This window comes from Corynebacterium spheniscorum (genome assembly GCF_900113445.1).
Lineage (GTDB): Bacteria > Actinomycetota > Actinomycetes > Mycobacteriales > Mycobacteriaceae > Corynebacterium > Corynebacterium spheniscorum.
Window position 1 is genome coordinate 85,845 of sequence record NZ_FOPJ01000009.1, and the last position, 16,549, is coordinate 102,393.

The following is a 16,549-nucleotide window of genomic DNA, read 5'->3' on the forward strand; positions in this document are numbered from 1 at the left end:
GTACGGGAACCGGACGTTATTATTTTAGTTCTTCACCAATTCCGGGTCATAGCCGGGCACTCGCTTTACCCCATAGGAGTAAAGGAAGGCACTAAAGGCCACCACCACCGAGGACATGCCAATGTGGATCGGCACCGTCCAGCGCGGCACACCCAAGCGGTATTGCGCAATACCAATACCAGCCTGGATCACCAACATGGCCACCAGTACCCAGCCGCAACGGCGGGCATCACGTGGGCCCTCATTGCGGATGAGCAGCAACATAATGATCACCGTGAGGGCCAGGTAGGCATACATGCAATAGGCGTGGATATGCGCCATCAGCGCAATATCTACCTCCAAGCGGCCTTCCATGCCCACCCCGGAGTCACCAGAGTGCACGCCCGCGCCAGTAGTCATGGTGCCTGTCGAAAGCACCACCGTCAGCATCAGCGCAGCGATGACCGTAAGCACCCGGATAATGGGGCTGAACATCCGTACTCGTGGGGCATCATCGGGTTGGCTGAGGCGAATATAGAGCAGGGCAGCGATCCACACCAGCACCATGGAGGGCAGGAAGTGCAAAGCCACCGCCCACCAGCGCAGGTCCAGGTGCACCGAGATACCACCGATCACGGCTTGGACCACAATGCCGGCCACCGAGGCCCAGGCGTAGGCCTTGAGCTCAGTGCGACGATGTGCCTTGTACATGGCCACTAAGACCGCCGCTGCCACAGCGACCAACACGAAGGTGAGCAGGCGGTTGCCGAACTCGATGGCTTGTTGCATGGCGGGGGCAGCACCAGCGACCGGTACCAGGGATCCTTCGTGGCAATTGGGCCAGGTTTCACAGCCCAGGCCGGAACCGGTCACGCGGACAATAGAGCCGGTGACGGTAATGCCGCCTTGGGCAATGAGCAGCAGCATCGCCAGTACCCGTTGGGTTCTTAGGGTAAAGCGCGTGGAGGGGGAATCGACAGTTGTGGTGTTCACGTTGCTCAGTTTAACCATGAGCCCTGCGAACTGGTGGGAAGCTCAACCTAACCCGCGAAGCGGAACCAACGTTTGGCGGCCAGCGCGGCAGCCACCCACCACAGCACCAGGATCCCGCATTGCAGCAGCGGCACTCCACCTTCAAAGGAATCCGCAATGCCACTTGCTAGCGCCACAGAGGGCACAATCGCGGACCAGGTGGCATGAGCAAGATCACCTTGGAGGAGCACCACACCCACCACCGCGGAGAGCACCACCCAAATCAGGTTGGCTAATCCGAGCACTAATTCGGCGCTCAGGCTTCCGCCCATGAGTAAGCCCATGGAGGTAAAAGCACCCACCCCAAGGAGCAGCACCGGTAGTGCCACGATCAACTGCATGATCTCTGGGCGCCAGCCCAAGAGCATGGCCACGATGGTGATGACCACCAATTGGATAAGCGCCATCATGAGCACCGCAATGATCTTGCCGGCGATAATCACCCCGGCGGGCACCCCGGAAGCACCAGTGCGTTTGAGCGCCCCATAGCGGCGATCAAAGGCCACCGCGATAGCCTGACCGGTAAAGCCAGAACTCATGGCCGCAATGGCGAGCATGACGGGTACGACTTCATCGATGGCGGTGACATTGAGGCGGCCAAGCACCACCAGCATCACCACGGGGATGACCAGACTGAGGAGTTGCTGTTCGCCGTGACGGAGGAAAAGCAGGGTTTCGATGCGGCCTTGGGCGGCCATCATCTTCCCGCGGGGTGCGCGGGAAGGCTGCGGGCTGAAGGTTCCAGGTGCGAAGGTGCTCAATATCTTTTCCTTTAGCTGCGCAGGTTTCGGCCGGTGATATCCAAGAAAGCGGCTTCTAGATTGTGCCTGCCGGTATGCAGGGAGCTGATCAGCACATTTTGCTTGGCAGCAGCTTGGGCGGCTGCCGCAATTAACTCCGGGGTGGCGTGAGTAATGCGCAAGCTCAAGCCATCCTCAGCGATGCTCACCTTCTCATTAACTTCGGCACTGAACTGTGGCCCATTAATCGGAGTGGTGAACTCGATGCATAATTCCCTGGAGCTTTGGCCGGCAAGCGCGGTGACCTCTGCTGGGGTGCCTTCGGCAACTAATTGGCCGTGGTCGATAATGGCCACGCGGTCCGCGAGGGCTTCGACCTCATCCATGAGGTGCGTGGTGAGCACCACGGTGACGCCATCGCGTTTGAGGGCGCGGATGAGGTCCCAGACCATGAGCCGTGATTGGGCGTCCATGCCGGCGGTGGGTTCATCCAGGAAGATCAATTCGGGGCGGCCCACCAGCGCTAAGGCTAAGGAGAGGCGTTGTTGTTGGCCACCGGAAAGACGGCGATAAGGGGTTTTGGCGACATTGCTCAGCCCCAGGGTCTCCAATAGCCACTCTGGGTCCAGGGGGTACGCGTTATAGCCGGCGGTTAAGGTGAGCAGCTCGCGGACTTGGATGCCGGAGTAGCCGCCGCCGCCTTGGAGCATCACGCCGATGCGAGGGCGCAGCTCCTCGGTTTGGGTGCGGGGGTTTAAACCGAGGACGCGGGTCTCACCGCGATCGGCTTTAATGAAGCCCTCGCAGATTTCAATGGTGGTGGTTTTGCCGGCACCGTTGGGGCCAAGGAGTGCGAAGACGCCACCGGTAGGAACGCTGAGGTTAAGGTCATCGACTGCAGTTGTTGTGCCATAGCGCTTGTGGACGCCGCGCAGCTCGATGGCCGGCGGGGCGTCTGGGGTGCGGGGCGAAGAAACAGCAGTCACAGCGACTCAGTGTAGGCCAATGATTCCGCGACGTTTCAACATCCACCACAAACTCGCCAAAATAATGGCGCTGGCGATGACGAAACCGCTGTAGATAGTAAAGACGGTAAGCGGGGGTAAGCCCAGGCCACGGGGGAGAACGAGGAAGCTGAAGACCGCGGAGTAGGCGACTACTGCGGTGCGGAAAAACATTCGGTTGGCCCAGGCGGCGAGCGGGACGATGGCCCAGAGCATGTACCAGGGTTGCACCACGGGGAAGAGGATGACGAGGATGAAGGTGCCGACACCGTAGGCACCAACGGGGTGGATCACCCCGCGGAAGGTGGCTAGCAGCATGCGGATGATGAAGGCCCCGGCAACAGCAACCCCGGCTCCGCGGGTGAAGTAGAGGATGGCTTCGGTGTGGTCTCCAAGTCCAAGGATCATGCCGAACCAGCCGGCGATAACCCCGGTGGCGGTACTCAGTGATAACCAGGAACGCACACTGACTGCGCCGCCTTGGCCGGTGATCCAACCCAGGCCAATGCCGGTGAGCCAGGTAACCAGCACCACAGCCAGGACCAGCATGAGGGCATGGGCAAGGGCAGAGAGAATCACGGCGGCCGGCCCGGGGAGGCGTTGGGCCATGAGCCGGGCGACGGCCATGCCGACGAATCCGAGGGCAATGAACCCGGTTACTTTCACCATTCCCGCGCCGGCAATTAAGAAGGTGCAGCAAACCCATAAACCTGCGGCCTGAAGGCGCAGCATGCCGGAGCCCTCGATCTCGGGGGAAGCAAGTGACCATTTATCTACCGCGCGGAAACCTAACTCCAGGCCGGGCAACATGAGGCCTAATAAAATGGCTTCATTATGGATGCCGCCGATGAGGTGCATGATGGTGAGCGGATTGAGGATGCCGAGCCAGAGTGCGGAGGCGGGGTTGACGTGGCAGCGGCGGGCGAGGACGACGACGCCCCAGCCGGCAGCGGCGATGCCGATGACGCTGAGGATGCGGTGGGCGATGACGCCGAGGAGGATGGAATCGGCGGTGACGCGCGAGATGAGCGCCGCGAGCCACATGGCGACGGGACCATAGGGGGAGGGGGAGTGTGACCAGATGAAGGGGACCGAGCGTGCGAGGTGATTATCGGGGCCGAGGAGATCGACGGGGCCGGCGGAATAGGGGTCTAAGCCGTGGGCGACGATGGAGCCTTGGGCGAGGTAGGAGTAAATATCTTGAGTGAAAAGCGGGGCGGTGAGAATGATGGGGAGCACCCAGGCGATATAGGTGCGCCGCAGCATGCCGAGGTCAACGCTGGCGCGGGCGCGCGGGATAATGGCGACGAAGGGGCCCATGAGTGCCCAGGCGACGACCACTAATCCCACCCCGATGAGCACCATCATGGAGGAGGTTTGGAGCATTCGGGAGAGTAGTGAACCGCCGGGGAAGCTATTCCAGGGGTTATCGACCACCGGGAGGGCGCCGGCACCGAGGGCACCGAAGCTTAAGAGCAGGCAGCCGAGGGTGCCGAGCCAACGCAGGATGGCAAAGCGTGTGAGTTCTTGGGCGGAAAGCCGGATGGTGGGGGAGGTGTGCAGCCCGGAGATGGCACCAATGAGTGGTGATTCGCTGTGCAGTGCAGCGGAGCGAGAACCTGCGGTCCCGATCTGGGGCAGGGGAAGGCGGCGAGTCACGAGCGCTATTCTACGTGGCTTGCTTCGCCGCCATGGCCTGCGAGTATGACGCCTGCCACATTTCCTTTTTCTTGGGCCTAGCGAGTGTCAATAAATGGGGGCGAAAGCGGTAGTGTTGGACAGCGCGACAGAATTAGAGCACACTGTTGTTGTCTAAAGCCCACAAGGCCGGCGACGTCCTCGCTATCAAAAGGTGGATGTCTTCGGCCATTAAGCATGAAGGGAGGTGTGCGGTATGGATACCTTTGGGAATACGCGGCAGGAAATTATGCTGCGTTTGCTTCACGATGGTCCGCTTACCGCCTCCGACCTAGGTGCCGGGCTGGGGCTTTCCGCCGCCGGCGTGAGACGCCACCTGGACATTCTCGTCGACGACGGGCTAGCGGAAGTGGTTACCCACCGCCACCGCGGCTCGCGTGGTCGCCCCGCGAAAGCTTTTCGGCTCACTGACGCGGGCCGGAATCGCTTTGGTCACGACTACGACAACCTCGCCGCCTTGGCGCTGAGTTCTCTCCGGGAAGCTGGAGGGGACGAGGCAGTGAGGACCTTCGCTCGCCGCCGCATTAGGGAAATCTTGGGCGATATCGCTGAAGATATTGATGCCACGGATCCTGATGCGGTGGAGGCCACAGCCCGGGCCTTAGCGGAACAACTCGGTCAACACGGTTATGCCACCACGGTGAGCCATGTTGGCCACGGCATTCAGTTGTGCCAACACCACTGTCCGATTTCGCATGTTGCCGCGGAGTTCCCGGAAATTTGCGAAGCCGAACGCGAATTTATTGCCGAGGCACTCGGACGACATGTGCAGGCGCTGGCGACCATTGTGGAAGGCCATGGCGTGTGCACAACCAATATTCCACTGACACCCATTCACCACTCTCCTTCAGAAAGGAGCGGATCTTGACCCAGGCGATGCAGAACAACCCAGTTAGTCCCGCCCCCGCCCCTGCGGCCAACCCGCAAAGTGATGAGGAGATTATCTCCTCAATCGGGCCTTATAACTATGGCTGGCATGACTCTGACGCCGCCGGTGCGGCAGCCAGGCGCGGCTTGGACGCAGATGTTGTGCGGGATATTTCCGCCAAGAAAGATGAACCCGAGTGGATGCTTGAGCAACGCCTCAAGGCCCTCGAGATCTTTGAGAAGAAACCCTTGCCCACCTGGGGTGCTGATCTCTCCGGCATCGATTTCGACAATATTAAATACTTCGTGCGTTCCACCGAGGAACAAGCCACCAGCTGGGAGGAATTGCCCGAAGATATTCGCAATACCTACGACAAGCTAGGCATCCCGGAGGCTGAAAAGCAGCGCCTGGTTGCTGGTGTGGCCGCACAATATGAGTCCGAAGTTGTGTACCACCAGATCCGCGAGGACCTGGAAAGCCAGGGCGTGATCTTCTTAGATACCGATACCGCGCTGAAGGAATGCCCGGAGCTCTTTAAGGAATACTTCGGCACCGTTATCCCGGCTGGCGATAATAAGTTCTCGGCACTGAACTCCGCAGTGTGGTCCGGCGGTTCCTTCGTGTACGTCCCCAAGGGCGTGCATGTGGATATTCCGCTGCAGGCTTATTTCCGCATTAATACCGAAAACATGGGGCAGTTTGAGCGCACCCTCATCATCGTGGATGAGGACGCTTATGTTCACTATGTGGAAGGTTGCACTGCGCCGATCTATAAATCTGACTCGCTGCACTCCGCAGTTGTCGAAATTATTGTGAAGAAGGGCGGCCGCTGCCGCTACACCACCATCCAAAACTGGTCGAATAACGTTTATAACCTGGTCACCAAGCGCACCCGCTGCGAAGAGGGCGCCACCATGGAATGGGTCGATGGCAATATCGGCTCCAAGGTGACCATGAAGTATCCGGCCGTGTGGATGACCGGTCCTTATGCCCGTGGCGAGGTGCTCTCGGTGGCTTTCGCTGGTGAAGGCCAATACCAGGACACCGGCGCCAAGATGGTGCACATGGCCCCGCACACCTCCTCCAATATTGTTTCCAAGTCGGTGGCTCGTTCCGGTGGCCGCGCAGCTTATCGTGGCCTGGTGCAGGTCACCGCTAGCTCGCACCACTGCACCTCCAATGTGGAGTGCGATGCGCTGCTGGTGGACAATATTTCGCGCTCGGATACCTACCCCTATAACGACATCCGGAATGACCACGTGTCCTTAGGCCACGAGGCCACGGTGTCGCAGGTATCTGAGGAACAACTCTTCTACTTGATGAGCCGCGGTATCGCTGAAGATGAAGCTATGGCCATGATTGTGCGTGGCTTCGTTGAGCCGATCGCCAAGGAATTGCCGATGGAATATGCCCTTGAGCTCAACCGGCTCATCGAATTGCAGATGGAAGGATCGGTGGGCTAAATGGCCGAACTCGTTAAAAACGCCACGCCGCATAACAACAAGGGCGATATCTTTACCTCCGGTGATGTCAATGAATTTGATGTCCCGCGCGGCCGTGATGAAGTGTGGCGCTTCGTTTCGCTGCGTCGCCTGCGTGGCCTGCATGATGGCAGCTTCGCCCCGGCCACCACTCAAGATATTGAGATCACGGTGCCAGAAGGCGTGACCTCTGAGATCGTGCCGGCAAGCGATCCGCGCCTAGGATCTGCTGGTGCCCCGGTGGACCGCGTGGGCGCTCAGGCCTGGACCTCCATGGAAGAGGCCGCAGTGATCACCGTGCCCAAGAACTGCGTGGCCGAAGAGGCCATTGTCGTGCAGGTCAAGGGCAAGGGCTTGGATGTGACCAGCTTTGGTGCCATCCACATCGACGTAGAAGCCGGCGCTGATGCCACTGTGCTGCTGCACTACACCGGTTCTGGCACGCACGCCGACAATGTTGAGGTGAAGGTGGGCGATAATGCCCGCCTGACGCTGATCACTGATGCCAACTGGGACGACGATGCCGTGCATCTTTCTAACCAGTGGGCTGAGCTCGGCCGTGATGCGGTGCTGCGCCAAACCGCCGCCGTATTCGGTGGCAACACTGTGCGCTTGATTCCCCGGGTAGTGTTTACCGCTCCAGGTGCTGACGCAGAACTATTGGGCGTCTACTTTGCTGATGATGGCCAATACTTCGAGCAGCGCTTGTTGGTGGACCACGCGGTACCGAATTGCCGCTCCAATGTCATGTACAAGGGTGCCCTGCAGGCCGATAAGGACTCCAAGCTGCCGGATACCCGCACCGCCTGGGTGGGTGATGTGCTGATTCGCGCTAATGCTCAAGGCACTGACACCTATGAGGTGAACCGCAACCTGGTGCTTTCCGAAGGTGCCCGCGCTGATGCGGTGCCGAACCTGGAAATCGAAACCGGTGAAATTGTTGGTGCCGGCCACGCCGCCACCGTCGGCCGTTTCGATGATGAGCACCTCTTCTACCTCATGGCCCGCGGTATCCCGGAGAAGGAAGCCCGCCGCCTGATTGTGCGCGGATTTTTCTCCGAGGTCATCAATAAGCTACCGGTGGAATCGCTGCGCGAGGAACTCGAGTCCCGAGTGGCCCGCGAGCTAGAAACCGTCGGTATCTAAGCACTGTTTTCATCACCCAACTGAAAGAACCCTGCTCATGAGCACTTTAGAAATCAAGAACCTGCACGCCCAGGTGGTGCCCTCTGATGGCAACACCGAACCCAAGCCGATCCTCAAGGGCGTGAACCTGACCCTCAATTCCGGGGAAATCCACGCCATTATGGGACCCAATGGTTCCGGCAAGTCCACCTTGGCCTACACCCTGGGTGGGCACCCGCGTTATGAAGTCACCGAAGGCGAAGTCCTGCTCGATGGCGAAAATATTTTGGAGATGGAAGTTGATGAACGCGCCCGCGCTGGTCTCTTCCTGGCCATGCAGTACCCGACGGAAATCCCGGGTGTCTCCATGTCTAACTTCCTGCGTTCTGCTGCTACCGCGGTGCGCGGGGAAGCCCCGAAGCTGCGCGAATGGGTCAAGGAAGTCCGCGGAGCCCGCGAACGTCTGCACATTGATGCTTCCTTCTCCGAGCGTTCCGTGAATGAAGGTTTCTCCGGTGGCGAGAAGAAGCGCCATGAGGTGCTGCAGCTGGACCTGCTGCGCCCCAAGTTCGCCATCATGGATGAAACTGACTCCGGTTTGGACGTTGACGCGCTGCGTATTGTCAGTGAAGGCATCAACAACTACCAGGCTGAGACCAATGGTGGTGTGCTGATGATTACGCACTACAAGCGCATTTTGAACTATGTCCGCCCCGATAAGGTGCACGTCTTCGCTGATGGCAAGATCGTCACCACCGGTGGCCCGGAGCTCGCTGACAAGCTCGAAGCTGACGGCTACGACCAATTCCTGTGATGTCTACTCCCAGCTACGATGTCGCCGCCATCCGCGCAGAGTTCCCGATTCTCTCGCGGAAGGTGCGCGATGGCCAGGACCTGGTGTACCTGGACTCCGGTGCGACTTCACAGCGCCCCGAAAAAGTCTGGCGGGCTGAGGAGAACTTCGTTCTGAATACCTTCGCCCCGGTGCATCGCGGTGCTTATGAGCTGGCGGAAGAAGCCACTGATGCTTATGAGCAGGCTCGGGAGGATATTGCCGCATTCGTTGGCGCGGATGTTGATGAGCTGAGCTTCACCAAGAACGCCACCGAAGCGCTGAACCTGGTTGCTTATGTCCTAGGTGATGATCGCGCTGGGAAGTGGCAGGTTGGTGAAGGTGACACTGTGGTTGTCACCGAGCTGGAACATCATGCCAACCTGGTGCCTTGGCAGGAGCTGTGCCGACGTACTGGCGCCACCTTGAAGTGGTTTAAGGCCACTGAGGATGGACGCGTGGATATGGATTCCTTGGAGCTGGATGACAGCGTCAAGGTCCTGGCGTTCACGCACCAATCGAATGTGACTGGCGCTGTGACTGATGTGGCAGAGATGGCGAAGCGCGCCCGTGCGGTGGGGGCCTTGACGGTCTTGGATGCCTGCCAATCGGTACCGCATATGCCGGTGGATTTCCATGCGCTGGGAGTGGACTTCGCTGCCTTTTCTGCGCATAAGATGTGCGGGCCCACCGGAGTTGGCGCCCTCTACGGACGCTATGAGTTATTGCGCGCGCTGCCACCGTTTATTACTGGTGGTTCCATGATTGAAGTGGTGACTATGGAAAACACCACCTTCGCCGCACCGCCGCAGCGCTTTGAGGCCGGCACTCAGATGACTAGCCAGGTGGTTGGTTTGGGTGCCGCGGTGAAGTTCTTGGAATCCATTGGGATGGATGCGATTGCGGCACATGAGCATGAGTTGACCGCCTATGCCTTGGAAAAGATGAAGGCTGTGGGTGGCCTGCGGATTGTGGGGCCCACGGAAGCGGTGAACCGTGGGGCGGCGATTAGTTTCGTGGTGGATGGTATTCACCCGCATGACTTGGGGCAGGTCCTAGACTCCCATGGTGTCTGTATTCGTGTTGGCCACCACTGTGCGTGGCCAGTGCATCGCTCGATGTCTGCGCAATCCACCGCGCGAGCATCCTTTTACCTGTACAACACCCGTGAAGAAGTCGATCGACTGATTGATGCGATTGAAGCGGCTAAAACCTTTTTTGGGGTGAGCTGATGAGCCTGGAGTCCATGTACCAGGAAGTGATCCTGGATCACTATAAGAACCCGCGCTATGCGGGGCTGCGTGACCCCTATGAAGCTGAAGTACACCACGTTAACCCCAGCTGCGGGGATGAATTAACGCTGCGCGTCCGCCTTTCTGAAGATGGCCGCACCGTGGAAGATGTCTCCTATGACGCTGAAGGGTGTTCCATCTCCCAGGCCTCGACCTCGGTGATGGCAGAAGAGATTATTGGTCTGCCACTGGATGAGGCGATGAAGAAGTTGGAAAACTTCGAGGAGATGATTACCTCGCGCGGCACCAAACCAGGTGATGAAGAGATCATTGGTGATGGTGCTGCTTTTAGCGGGGTGGCGAAATTCCCGGCACGAGTCAAGTGTGCTCTTCTAGGCTGGAAAGCATTCCAGGCGGCCACCGCGGACGCCCTAGAGAAGAAAGGCCAAGATGTCTGAGAATAGCTCCTCGAACTTCGGCAAAGTACCGGATCGTCCCGAACAAACCCCTGAGCAAGAATCCCTCGCATTTGATGTGCGGGAATATATGCACGATGTGATTGACCCAGAACTAGGCATCAATGTGGTGGACCTAGGCTTGGTCTACGACGTGTGGATTGAAAATGAGAAGGATGCGGTTGTGAATATGACCCTGACTTCTCCGGCTTGCCCACTGACCGATGTGCTGGAAGAGCAAGCTGAAATGGCTGTGGTGGGAAGCGGAACGGCGAGTTCCTTACGCATCAATTGGGTGTGGAATCCGCCATGGGGGCCGCACATGATTACTGAAGATGGGCGCGAGCAGCTTCGAGCTCTCGGATTCTCGGTATAAAACGAAGCAGGTGCGGCAAAGCTGCACGCACGCCTCCGCGTGATCAATGCCTGGAACCCCCAGGCACCGGATCTCGGGAGGCGTGCTTTTTTAGTTAAATATCTTTGAGGCGAGCCATATCGCGGGACAGATCGGCCTCGGCGGGGTCAATAGTCCGGGAACCAGTTTTGAGTTTGTGGCCGAACCAGAGCGCGAAGAAGCAGGGAATGCCCAGGTAGGGGGCGAGGACGGAGAAGAGTCCTTCACCGGAAGTGACCGGCTCATAGGCTTGACCGATGACCACGACGACGCAGAGCACGAGGGCGATGACCGCGCCGGCGGGGAAGAAGCTGGAGCGGTAGGGCAGGGAATCGAGCGAGACGCCTTGGGCGGCGAGGGCTTTGCGGAAACGGTAGTGGCTCCAAGAGATGCCCATCCAGGTGATGAAGCCGGCGAGCGCGGAGAGCGTGAGGAGGAATTCATAGGCGGCGCCATCTCCCACGAGGGAGGTGATGAAGCCGAACATGCCGATGCAGGTGGTGGCGACCAGGGCTCGCATGGGGACGTGGTGACTCGATAGCTTGCCGAAGAATCGTGGGGCGTGGCCTTGGCGGGCGAGCGCGAAGAGCATGCGGGTGGAGGCGAAGAGACCAGAGTTGCCGGCGGAGAGCACCGAGGTGAGGATGACGGCATTCATGATCGCGGCGGCGGAGGCGATGCCGGCGCGGTGGAAAACCAAGGTGAAAGGCGAGATGGCGATATTGGTTTCCGAGGCGTTGAGCAGGTTCGGGTCGGTGTAGGAAATGAGGAAGCCGATGACGGCGATGGCACCGATGTAGAAGAGCATGATGCGCCAGAAGATGGTGCGGATGGCGCGGGGGATGGTTTTCTCGGGGTTCTCGGCTTCGCCGGCGGCGACACCGACGAGCTCGGTGCCCTGGAAGGCGTAGGAGGCGGCGATGAAGACCATGAAGAGACCAGAGGTGCCATTGACGAAGGGGGCGTCGCCCTTGGTCCAATTCTCGAAGCCGGGGGACTGGCCGCCCATGATGCCGAAGATCATAGCGATGCCGATGACCAGGAAGACCAGCACGGTGGTGACCTTGATGGCGGCGAACCAGAATTCGCCTTCGCCATAGGCGCGGGAGCTCAGCGCGTTGAGACCAAAGAGGAGGGCGAGGAAGAGTGCCGACCAGACGATTGAAGGCACGCCGGGGAGCCAGTACTTCATGACCAGGGCGGCGGCCACGAGTTCGGCGGCGACGGTGATGGCCCAGTTGAACCAATAATTCCAGCCCATGGCGAAGCCAAAGGAGGGGGAGACGAAGCGGGTGCCGTATTCCTGGAAGGAGCCGGCGACGGGGAGGTAGGCGGCCATTTCGCCGAGGGATTGCATGACCAACCAGACCATAATGCCGATGAGGGCGTAGGCGAGGAGGGCGCCGCCGGGGCCGGCTTGGGAAATGGTGGCGCCGGAGGCCACGAAGAGGCCGGTGCCGATTGCGCCGCCGATGGCGATCATATTGAGGTGGCGGGCGTGGAGGCTGCGGCGGAGTTGGGGTTGTTCTTTAGTTGCTGTGGTTGTTGTTGCGTTGTTTAGGGCGTTGTGGGGAGTGTTGTTTGGGGTAGACACCGGGGGTCTTTCTGCGTGTGTTTTTAGTCCGGGTGCGCTGCGGGCTTGGGTGGCCTGCGGGCTTGGGTGGCCTGCGGGCTTGAGGACACCTAGAGGACGCCGCGCATGGGAAGTTTGGGCTGAACTGGGTGATGCGACGCGCGCGAAAGGTAAAGCTGAGGTTTGGGGTATGTATGTTGACCGGAATATGGTAGCGCTGAGGGGTTATGTGCACGGGGAATAGGCGCCTAAAGAAAGCGTGGTGTAGAGAATTTCACGTTTTATGCGGTTGCGGGGTTGAGCCGCAAGTTTGGTGATAAACCGCAGCATACTGGCGGTTGTGGCGGCTACATTGCCGTGCAGATAGCCGAAAATATGGCGTTCGGGTAGATCGAAGAAGGTGTCGAAGAATACCCGGAAAGGGGTGGGGTTAAGAGAAAGAAGCACATCAAGCCCGCAGCGGCGTAGGAAGTGCAGGAGCTTGAGATGTACGTTTTGCGGGGTGGCGTCGAGGGTGCGGTCGATGGCGGCGAGGGACATGCCGATGCTGTATCCCGTGGCTGGGTGCAGGTAGCCACCGCGGGCACCGAAGCTGAGGGTGCCGGGGGGATCGGTGGGGATGTGGGTGGGCCCGAGGGGGAAGTTCACTTGGTCCGTAGCAATAGCTTTGGCGGAGTCGATTCCTAGGCGCTGCAGGCGGGTGTGCAGCATGTCGGTGAGCTGCTGGTGGAGGTCTATAGGGAGTGGCTCGGGGATGGCGAGGATAGTTTCTTCGAGTAGCCAGGTGCCGTCCCCGAGAGGAATACGGTAATGGAAGGTGGGAGTCGGGCCAGGGATGGGGCGAAAGTCCATGAGTACTGCGAAGCGTTCCTGTGGCGGGAGTGCATCCTCGGGGAGGATGATGCCGCTGGCGACCTGGCGGACCGGAAGCGGGTGCTGTGGTGGGCGGGTATCGATAATGAGGGTGTCGGCTGCGGAGAGTTCGCTGGGGCAGGTAGCGGTGCGGGTAGTGGGGAAGGCTCCGAAGTTACGCAGCTTAGGGGAGAGCATCACGTACTCACGGTTGAGTTGGCGCCTGCGGCCTTGACTATTAATGAGCCATGGACGGGTGCATGAGCTGATCAGTTCTGGCGGAAACCAGTCCGGCAATTGTTCGCGCCAACATCCCATGGTGCTGGGTGTGGAACCTCCCGTGGGATCCCAGCCATGGACCTGGAAGCCGCGCTGTTGAGCTCGATAAGCGAAAAGTCGACCGGCAGGGCCCAACCCGAGGACATGGATGATCTTCGAGCTTTGTTTCGGCCTTTGCTTGTTGGTCAGGCGAGCGTGGCGTCGGGGAGAGCGGCTCATGGAATAAGAGGTTACGCTGATAGACTTTGCCGGCGTGATTGTCACCAATGATCTTGAGGTCCGCGTCGGCGCCCGAACTCTGCTTACTGCCCCCGGGCAGCACCTAAGGGTGCAACCCGGTGACCGCATCGGTTTGGTCGGCCGAAATGGGGCCGGGAAAACCACCACGATGCGGATTTTGTCCGGTGAGACCGAACCCTATGGTGGCACCGTAATCCGCAGCGGTGAGATGGGGTACCTGCCGCAGGATTCCCGCGAAGGCAATATCGACATCACTGCTCGTGACCGTGTGTTATCTGCTCGCGGGTTGGATCAGATTCGCACCTCCATGGAACGCCAACAGGAGATCATGGAAAGCGATGACAACCGCAGGGATGCGGCGATTCGGAAATACTCGCGCTTAGAAGAGCGCTACCACCAATTAGGTGGCTATGAAGCTGACGCAGAATGCGCCCAGATCTGCGATAACCTGGGCCTTCCGGCACGGATCTTAGATCAGCCCTTAAAGACTCTGTCTGGTGGTCAGCGTCGCCGCGTGGAGTTGGCCCAGATTCTTTTTGCCGCCACTAATGGTTCCGGGAAGTCCAAGACGACCCTGCTACTGGATGAGCCGACGAACCACTTGGATGCGGACTCAATTACGTGGCTGCGAGGCTTCTTGGCGAAGCACGATGGCGGGCTCATTATGATCTCACACGACGTGGAATTGCTTAAAGCCGTGTGCAACAAGATCTGGTTCTTGGATGCGGTGCGCGCCGAAGCTGATGTGTACAACATGGGCTATGACAAGTACGTGGATGCACGTGCTACGGATGAGGCTCGGCGTCGCCGCGAGCGCGCTAACGCCGAGAAGAAAGCCAGTGCGCTGAAAACCCAAGCCGACAAGTTGGGTGCGAAAGCAACCAAGGCTAAGGCCGCGAAACAGATGGCGGCACGTGCCGAACGCATGCTGGGAAACTTGGACGAGGTGCGTCAATCGGACCGTGTGGCGCATATTACCTTCCCAGAACCGGCTCCCTGCGGCAAGACTCCGTTGAATGCCAAGGGGCTGACGAAAATGTATGGCTCCTTGGAAGTATTTGCAGGTGTGGACCTAGCGATTGATAAGGGTTCGCGCGTGGTGGTCTTGGGTTTTAACGGTGCGGGTAAAACCACGTTATTGAAGTTGCTCGCCGGTGTGGAACGAACCGATGGCGAGGGCGGCATTGTCAGTGGCCATGGCTTGAAGATCGGTTACTTCGCGCAGGAACACGACACGATTGATCCTGATAAGTCGGTATGGGAGAACACGCTGGAGGCTTGCCCCGATGCTGGTGAGCAGGACCTACGTGGCCTCTTAGGTGCCTTCATGTTCAGTGGTGATCAGTTAGAGCAGCCGGCCGGCACCTTGTCTGGTGGTGAGAAGACCCGCTTGGCTTTGGCTGGGCTGGTGAGCTCGCGGGCAAATGTGCTGTTGCTGGATGAGCCGACGAATAACCTTGATCCGATCTCGCGTGAGCAGGTACTGGAGGCCCTGCGGACTTACACCGGTGCGGTGGTGCTGGTGACGCACGATCCGGGTGCTGTGCGTGCCTTGGAGCCGGAGCGCGTGATTGTGCTGCCGGATGGTACCGAGGATCTGTGGAGCGACGACTATATGGAGATCGTAGAGCTAGCGTAGCTTCGGCGTTGTGGGGCCTGGGGTGCGGTCTTGTGGGGTCTGGTGGGTCGCTGGTGGGCGTAGGGCGGTTGCTGGGTGCGGTGGCTCGGTGCGGTGACTGGGTGCGGTGGCTGGGGACGCCTGGGCTGCTTGGGGGAGGGTAGTTGATCTGTCTGCTGAGGATGTGTTTCGGAGGCTCTTGATGCGGGGCCGGGGGTTGTGTTGTCTGCAAGAGGCTTGGGATGCCTACTCAAGCGTGCGTGGGGATAGGGCAGTGGGTGCGCGGACTGGGGGCTGCGTTGGACGCATAGGGGGTTTTCGAGCACGGATGGGTTATCGCTGATAGTAGCGATTCAGCGGGGTAGGTGGAAGATGGTGTTCGATTAGCATGAAAGGCATTGTGGGACGCTTGATTAGCGCCATAATTGAGCATGTGTAGCGCCCTGGAAAGTAGTGTTCACCAGCCGGTTTACCGTAGCAGGGGTAATTGTGGGGGTGGGGTGGAAAATAGTTTGGTTACACCCCTAGACAACCCTGGTGTGTGCTATTAACATGGAGGACACAGCAAGACAGATATGCGATTAAAAAGATCGCACTTACTAGTAGTTTTTCGGGGGATCATCATGGCAGATACCTGCACCCAGCTTAAGGTGATTGACACACCTTTTTGGGCTAACACCCACCCGGATGATCCCGTGTGCCACATGACTGTGCGGATCAACAAGGAAATCTACTCCACCTTAAAAAAGGTCCTCCCCAAAGGCACCGACAACTACGAAACCTCCATTACCCGACTCGCCGCCCGACTAGGCAAAACCACCTACAAAGTAGAACAAGCCTTCAAAGGCGTAGGCGTCATGTGGATCCTGCCGAACCTAGAAAAACAACTCCTCCACCTAGGACACCTCGACCTAGAATATTTGGCGGCGATTTTTAGGAACCTCCAAGATGTTCCCGATGAACTCCTCCCCGACTTCGACCACCTCCTGGTGGACTTCTTCACCCCCACCCACCCCAACCAACTCCTCCCCTCCCTAGCAGAGTTACGGGAGTTTATAAAACAGCATAAAAAAGCCCGCATCAAAGGCTTCGGGGAAGAAACCACCGCGATGATCAACCGGTTTTTAGCTTTCCGTACCCAAGACAA

At 59.0% G+C, this 16,549-nt stretch carries 15 protein-coding genes; 9 read left to right on the top strand and 6 right to left on the bottom strand.

What is annotated here, in order from left to right; all coding sequences use genetic code 11:
• Nucleotides 1-24: 24 nt before the first annotated feature.
• The 4 genes from BMZ01_RS07775 to mptB all read right to left on the bottom strand — a co-directional run bounded on the left by BMZ01_RS07775 (nt 25) and on the right by mptB (nt 4,414).
• Entirely contained in the window at nt 25-990 is a 966-nt protein-coding gene (locus BMZ01_RS07775) for a COX15/CtaA family protein (protein WP_177180116.1), read from the bottom strand.
• A gap of 29 nt (nt 991-1,019) precedes the next feature.
• Nucleotides 1,020-1,712, bottom strand: a complete 693-nt coding sequence (locus BMZ01_RS07780; RefSeq protein ID WP_395890471.1) for an ABC transporter permease — start codon at nt 1,710-1,712, stop codon at nt 1,020-1,022.
• A gap of 71 nt (nt 1,713-1,783) precedes the next feature.
• Nucleotides 1,784-2,737, bottom strand: coding sequence for an ABC transporter ATP-binding protein (locus tag BMZ01_RS07785; protein WP_092286164.1), 954 nt, complete (start codon nt 2,735-2,737; stop codon nt 1,784-1,786).
• Nucleotides 2,738-2,743: 6 nt separating this feature from the next.
• Nucleotides 2,744-4,414, bottom strand: coding sequence for a polyprenol phosphomannose-dependent alpha 1,6 mannosyltransferase MptB (gene mptB, locus BMZ01_RS07790; protein ID WP_223845804.1), 1,671 nt, complete (start codon nt 4,412-4,414; stop codon nt 2,744-2,746).
• A gap of 235 nt (nt 4,415-4,649) precedes the next feature.
• Here mptB and BMZ01_RS07795 point away from each other — a divergent pair, with 235 nt between their 5' ends.
• The 7 genes from BMZ01_RS07795 to BMZ01_RS07825 are packed head-to-tail and all read left to right on the top strand — an operon-like array spanning nt 4,650 to nt 10,822.
• Nucleotides 4,650-5,321, top strand: a complete 672-nt coding sequence (locus BMZ01_RS07795) for a helix-turn-helix transcriptional regulator (RefSeq protein ID WP_092286165.1) — start codon at nt 4,650-4,652, stop codon at nt 5,319-5,321.
• Nucleotides 5,322-5,329: 8 nt separating this feature from the next.
• Complete coding sequence (gene sufB / locus BMZ01_RS07800) at nt 5,330-6,784, top strand: Fe-S cluster assembly protein SufB (protein WP_092286167.1); 1,455 nt, start codon at nt 5,330-5,332, stop codon at nt 6,782-6,784.
• On the top strand, nt 6,785-7,948 hold the full coding sequence (gene sufD / locus BMZ01_RS07805) for a Fe-S cluster assembly protein SufD (RefSeq protein WP_092286169.1): 1,164 nt from the start codon (nt 6,785-6,787) through the stop codon (nt 7,946-7,948).
• 37 nt (nt 7,949-7,985) lie between these two features.
• Complete coding sequence (gene sufC, locus BMZ01_RS07810) at nt 7,986-8,741, top strand: Fe-S cluster assembly ATPase SufC (protein WP_092286171.1); 756 nt, start codon at nt 7,986-7,988, stop codon at nt 8,739-8,741.
• Complete coding sequence (locus BMZ01_RS07815; RefSeq protein ID WP_092286173.1) at nt 8,741-9,991, top strand: cysteine desulfurase; 1,251 nt, start codon at nt 8,741-8,743, stop codon at nt 9,989-9,991. Before sufC ends, BMZ01_RS07815 begins: the two co-directional genes overlap by 1 nt.
• On the top strand, nt 9,991-10,449 hold the full coding sequence (gene sufU / locus BMZ01_RS07820; protein WP_092286175.1) for a Fe-S cluster assembly sulfur transfer protein SufU: 459 nt from the start codon (nt 9,991-9,993) through the stop codon (nt 10,447-10,449). Before BMZ01_RS07815 ends, sufU begins: the two co-directional genes overlap by 1 nt.
• Nucleotides 10,442-10,822, top strand: a complete 381-nt coding sequence (locus tag BMZ01_RS07825; RefSeq protein WP_092286177.1) for a metal-sulfur cluster assembly factor — start codon at nt 10,442-10,444, stop codon at nt 10,820-10,822. Before sufU ends, BMZ01_RS07825 begins: the two co-directional genes overlap by 8 nt.
• A gap of 94 nt (nt 10,823-10,916) precedes the next feature.
• Here the strand turns inward: BMZ01_RS07825 and BMZ01_RS07830 are convergent, their stop codons facing one another.
• Complete coding sequence (locus tag BMZ01_RS07830; RefSeq protein WP_092286205.1) at nt 10,917-12,323, bottom strand: amino acid permease; 1,407 nt, start codon at nt 12,321-12,323, stop codon at nt 10,917-10,919.
• 315 nt (nt 12,324-12,638) lie between these two features.
• Nucleotides 12,639-13,763, bottom strand: a complete 1,125-nt coding sequence (locus BMZ01_RS07835) for a lycopene cyclase family protein (RefSeq protein ID WP_092286179.1) — start codon at nt 13,761-13,763, stop codon at nt 12,639-12,641.
• A 34-nt stretch (nt 13,764-13,797) separates the two neighbouring features.
• Here BMZ01_RS07835 and BMZ01_RS07840 point away from each other — a divergent pair, with 34 nt between their 5' ends.
• Together BMZ01_RS07840 and BMZ01_RS07845 are read left to right on the top strand one after the other, a co-directional pair.
• Nucleotides 13,798-15,423, top strand: a complete 1,626-nt coding sequence (locus BMZ01_RS07840; protein ID WP_092286181.1) for an ABC-F family ATP-binding cassette domain-containing protein — start codon at nt 13,798-13,800, stop codon at nt 15,421-15,423.
• Nucleotides 15,424-16,025: 602 nt separating this feature from the next.
• Nucleotides 16,026-16,549: hypothetical protein (locus BMZ01_RS07845; protein ID WP_143067474.1), on the top strand; the 524-nt coding region annotated here is incomplete at its 3' end.